Annotated in this window: 4 protein-coding genes; 2 read left to right on the plus strand and 2 right to left on the minus strand. The window is 63.2% G+C overall.

What is annotated here, in order from left to right; genetic code table 11:
• Together AC2FLX_RS21785 and AC2FLX_RS21790 are read right to left on the minus strand one after the other, a co-directional pair.
• Positions 1-1,284: PQQ-binding-like beta-propeller repeat protein (locus AC2FLX_RS21785; protein ID WP_496875557.1), on the minus strand; the 1,284-nt coding region annotated here is incomplete at its 3' end.
• 56 nt (positions 1,285-1,340) lie between these two features.
• The gene (locus AC2FLX_RS21790) at positions 1,341-2,012 is read right to left on the minus strand and encodes a hypothetical protein (protein WP_480749749.1); all 672 of its coding nucleotides are present in this window, start codon (positions 2,010-2,012) and stop codon (positions 1,341-1,343) included.
• A gap of 225 nt (positions 2,013-2,237) precedes the next feature.
• Between AC2FLX_RS21790 and AC2FLX_RS21795 the strand changes: the two genes are divergently transcribed.
• Both AC2FLX_RS21795 and AC2FLX_RS21800 read left to right on the plus strand, forming a co-directional pair.
• Positions 2,238-3,491: an efflux RND transporter periplasmic adaptor subunit gene (locus tag AC2FLX_RS21795; RefSeq protein ID WP_496809836.1), complete on the plus strand. Its 1,254-nt coding sequence runs from the start codon at positions 2,238-2,240 to the stop codon at positions 3,489-3,491.
• On the plus strand, positions 3,488-5,426 hold a 1,939-nt coding region (locus tag AC2FLX_RS21800), incomplete at its 3' end, for an efflux RND transporter permease subunit (protein WP_496875558.1). The genes AC2FLX_RS21795 and AC2FLX_RS21800, both read left to right, overlap by 4 nt.

The following is a 5,426-nucleotide window of genomic DNA, read 5'->3' on the forward strand; positions in this document are numbered from 1 at the left end:
GACATAGAGCGTCTGCCCCGCCACGACGGGCGCGGTGGACGCCCCGCCCGGCAGTTCGATGCGGCTGGTCATGACGCCGTCTGCGGGATTGTAGAAGCGCAGATATCCATCGCCCGAGGCGATGATGACCTTGCCGCCCGCCATGATCGGGCCGTAATGGGCATAGACCGCGCCGCGCTTGCGAGGCTTGTCCTTGACAAAGCCGGGAAGATCGCGCGCCCAGATGGTCGACCCGTTCGAGGCGTTCACACGCAACAGCTGATTGCGGTCGCTGACCATGAAGATGCTGTCACCCACAGGCCAGACCGGGCCAAGCGCGCCTTCGCTGGCGGTCCATTTCCGCTCGCCCGAGTCGGCCTGGAAGGCCACGGTGCGTCCGGAGTGGTTGCCGACATAGATCGTGTTGCCCGACACCACCGGCCCGCCGGTCACGTCACCGATCTGGGCGACGGCGCGACCCTGACGGCCACCGGCGATGGAAGCGTTCCACCGCACGATCCCGCCCCTGCGGAAGCTGGACGTGATATCGCCGGAGCCAAAGGCAAAAACCACCAGGTCCGAGGTCATGGCAGGGGCCGGAGCGCCCAGAACATTTCCGACGCTGGGTGTCGCATCGACCTGCCAGGCAATGCGCCCGTCCTTTGTCCGGATCGCCCAGCCGGTGTCATCCCCGGCCACCAGATACAGAAGCCCGTCGCGAATCGTTGGCGTGCCACTGCCGGTGGCGTTCAGCCGCTGCTGCCAGCGGACAGCCCCCGTCTTGGCATCCAGCGCGGTCAGCCGGCCAAAACCCGAAGACACATAGAGAACGCCGCCATCATAGGCCAGCCCGCCGCCGGTGGCCTGTTCGGCGCTTTCACCCGTCGGGATGAGGTCGGTGCTCCAGACGGTTCCTCCTTGCGGCGTCACCGCGGTGACGGTGGCCGCCGAATCAAGCGTATAGATCAGGCCGCCAGCAACGACCGGGTCGGCGGTAATCCGTTGCCGGCGGGAATCGCCGCTGCCGATCGAGGTCGACCAGATTTGTTGCGGGGCGGCGCGCAGCGCGGGATTGGTGGTGCGATAGGCCGCCGTGCCGGGGCTTTGCGCCCAGGTCGCATTGTTCTGTTGCGAAGGAAGGCTGATGGGCTTGGACCCTGCCGCCTTGCTTACGGTGTCTTCGATGGGACGGATATCCTCTCGCTCGCCGGGCAGGATCGCTTCGGGTGGCTGGCATGCACCCAACGTCATGATCGCCAGCCCCATCAGCGTGACCCCAAGGCGGGGAAAGGTCGTATTAGCCATCGTATTCTGAACTCGCCTGTGTTTCACCAATGACCCGGGTCCGGGTCAGATCCGTTTCAGCCCTGCTGTCCGGGAATGGGTTCGGGCTTGCCGCCCAGCGCCACAATCAACTGTGTCGCGCGCTGTTGCAAGTCAACTCCGACCTCGGCGTCCTGCCGCAGGGCTTCGAGACGCGACAGGGCGGCGCTTGCATCGCCTTCGGAAATATCGATCAGGGCAAGCTGTTCCTCGGCCAGAAGGCGCAAGGGTGCGCCCGGCTGGGCCAGCGCCTCGAACTGTTGCCGCCGGTCGGCCACAGGCAGGGCGTCGCCCTGAATCAACAGCGCCTTGAAGGCCGCGATCTGGCGGTAGATCTCCGGCACTTCGCCGTTGGAAGCCACCTGATTCAATCCCTGAGCGGCGGAGTCGGCAGAACCGGAGCTTGCCTGGGCAGCTGCGATCATCATCTGCAGCACCGCGTCGCCACCGGCGGATTCGGCATTGATCTGTTCCAGACCGGCTGCGCGGCCCGCCGCGTCGTTCCGGGACAGGGCGGCGATGATTTCATCGCCCAGCTTTTCAGCCGCTGCCGTGGTTTGCGCCTTGCGGTATTCATTGAACGCGGCGCCACCCACGATGGCGACCACGGCCAGCGCCCCGACCCAGCCCCATCTTTTCAGCATCAGGAACAGGCGGTCGCGGCGGACCTCTTCGGTCACCTCATCGATGAAACTGTCAACGTCACTCATCCCTGCCCCCGGGTGTTGCTTCAGGCTGTACCGCGCCTGTCATACCCCGCAGCAACTTGCAAGCCAAGTACCCCGGATCGACCAATTCGATCTCCCTTGCGCTGTCAGTCCAAAAAAAATAAACTGAACTAGTCCGTTCAGTATGGACAAGTCGATTATGAGTCCCCATCTGATACCAAATGCCGTTGAGTTCCGTTGTCAGGACAGATTTGAAAAGGGCACACGATGCGATTGATCCCCATCCTCACCGCTTTTCTGGTGATCACTGCGCTTTACCTGCTTGTATTTGAAAGACCGGCCCTTCTGGCCTTTGCCGGGTATGAAGCGGCGGCGGCACAGCCGCAGGACGATCAGACGGGCGATGACGTTGCGGAAGCCGGTCAGGACGCCGCCGATCCGAACGCCGTGGCGGTTGTCGCCCTGCGTTCTCAGGCGCGCGAGATTGACAGCGCGGTGTTTCTGAGAGGCCAGACCAAGGCGAACCGCCAGGTCGAAGTGCGCGCCGAGACCACCTCGACCGTGATCTCGGAGCCCAAGCGCAAAGGCGCATTTGTGAAGACCGGTGATCTTTTGTGTGAGCTTGATCCCGGTACGCGATTTGCCGATCTGGCCGAAGCCAAGGCAAGAAAGATCGAGGCGGAAAGCCGGCAGCCGGAGGCCGAGGCGCTGTTGGATGAGGCACGCGCCCGGCTGGCGGAGGCGGAAATAAACAACACCGCCGCCCGGAAACTTTCGGAAACAGGGTATGCCTCGGAAACGCGCCGAGTCTCGACCGAAGCCGGGATGCGGGCCGCCGAGGCGGGGATCAAGACCGCCGAAGCCGGACTGGAAACAACGCGCGCGGGAATCGAGGCCGCAACCGCCGCGGTGGCCGCAGCCGAGCGGGAAATCAACCGCCTGACGATCGAGGCGCCGTTCGACGGGTTGCTGGAAAGCGATACCGCCGAATTGGGCAGCCTGATGCAGCGCGAATCGGGTAGCCTCTGCGCGACCGTGATTCAGCTTGATCCGATCAAGCTGGTCGGTTTCGTGCCGGAAACCGAAGTGAACCGGATTGCGGTCGGGGCCGAGGCCGGGGCCACACTGGCCACCGGTCGTCAGGTGCAGGGCCGTGTCACGTTCCTGAGCCGGTCGGCCGACGAGACCACCCGGACATTCGAGGTCGAAATCACCGTTCCGAACCCGGACCTGACGATCCGCGACGGCCAGACCGCCTCGATCGCGATTTCGTCGGAAGGGGCCAAGGCGCATCTGCTGCCGCAATCGGCACTGACGCTGAACAATGACGGCCAGTTGGGCGTGCGCACCGTGGCCTCGGGCAATGTGGTGGATTTCCTGCCGGTGCGCCTGTTGCGCGACACGACCGAGGGCGTCTGGCTGGGCGGCCTGCCTGAAACCGTTGACGTGATCGTGGTTGGTCAGGAATTCGTGACCAAGGGTGTCGCCGTGGCGCCGACCTATCGGGAGGTCTTGGAATGATCGGCATCGTCGACTGGGCCGCCAAGCGCGCCCGGATGGTTCTGGCCTTTATCGCGATCTCGCTGGTGGTTGGCGGGTTTGCCTATGTCAGCCTGCCCAAGGAGGGCGAGCCGGATATCGAGATCCCCGCCCTGTTCGTGTCGGTTCAATTCCCCGGCATTTCTGCGGAGGACAGCGAGAACCTGCTGGTCAAGCCGATGGAGACCGAGCTGGCCGATCTGGACGGGCTCAAGAAGATGAGCTCGACCGCCGCCGAAAACTATGCCGGCGTGGCGCTGGAATTCGAGTTCGGCTGGGACAAGACCGCGATCACCGCCGATGTGCGCGACGCGATGAACACGGCGCAGGCCGATTTCCCCGAAGGGGCCGAGCAATATACGCTGAGCGAAATCAATTTCTCGGAATTTCCGATTGTCATCGTCAACCTGACCGGGGCGGTTCCGGAACGGACAATGGCGCGCATTGCCAAGGATTTGCAGGATGATCTGGAAGCGCTGGATTCGGTGCTGGAGGCCGGAATCGCGGGCAATCGCGACGAATTGCTGGAAGTGATCATCGATCCGCTGCGGCTGGAAGCCTATAACGTCACCGCAGCCGAACTGATCAATGTGGTCCGGAACAACAACCAGCTTATCGCTGCCGGTGAGGTCGAGACCGAACAGGGCACGTTTTCGGTCAAGATCCCGTCATCGTTCACGACCGCGCAGGATGTCTATGGCCTGCCGGTCAAGGTCAATGGCGACCGGGTTGTGACGCTGGGGGAACTGGCCGAGATCAACTATACCTTTGAAGACCGCGAGGGCACCGCCCGCTTTGACGGAGAGCCGACGGTTGCCCTGCAGGTGGTCAAGCGCAAGGGTTTCAATCTGATCGACACGGTTCAGGCGGTGAAACAGACCGTCGCGGCCTCAAGCGAGAAATGGCCCGAAGAATTGAAAGCGGCGGTCGAGGTCGGCACGTCGAACGACCAGAGCCGCGTCGTGGGATCGATGGTCAGCCAGCTTGAGGGTTCGGTCCTGACCGCCATCGCGCTGGTGATGATCGTGGTTCTGGCCTCGCTTGGGTCGCGCGCGGCGCTGCTGGTGGGGTTCGCCATTCCCACCTCGTTCCTGTTGTGCTTTGCCTTCCTCGCCGTGATGGGCGTCAGCATCTCGAACATCGTGATGTTCGGTCTGATCCTTGCGGTGGGCATGCTGGTCGACGGCGCCATCGTGGTTGTCGAATATGCCGACAAACGCATCAAGGAAGGCGTCGGCCCGATGCACGCCTATGTCGAGGCGGCGCAGCGGATGTTCTGGCCCATCGTGTCGTCGACAGCAACGACACTGTGCGCGTTTTTGCCCATGCTGTTCTGGCCCGGCATTCCAGGCGAGTTCATGGGCATGCTGCCCGTCACGCTGATCTTTGTCCTTTCCGCTTCGCTGGTGGTGGCGCTGATCTATCTGCCTGTGATGGGAGGGGTTTCGGGGCGACTGAGCCGGGTGTTCGGCCGCATCTCGGACTGGCTGCGCGTCCGAACGCCGTGGCTGGTGCGGGCCGCGCTGGTACCCCCTGCGCTCTACACGATCTTCCTGGGCGCGATGCAGCTATTGAATCCGCATTACCTGCTGCCCGAGGGTGCGTCGGGTGGCACGCTCCTTGGCGTGTTGCTGTTCCTGTTTGGTGCCTTTGCCGGGTCGGTGACGCTTGGGGCGGCGCGGATCGAACGGACCGATGATCATGTGCATTCCGCCGAGGAACACACGCTGTTTGGCCATTTCATCAAGTTCCTCGTTGGCAATCCGATCATGCCGATCGTTTCGATCGCTGCTGTCGGCTTTGCGGTGATGACCGTCATGAACATCTATGGCGAGAACAACCGCGGCGTGGAGTTCTTTGTCGACAGCGAACCGGAACAGGCCACCGCTTATGTCCGGGCACGCGGCAACCTTTCGC

This window comes from Ruegeria sp. YKSF57 (assembly GCF_059612585.1).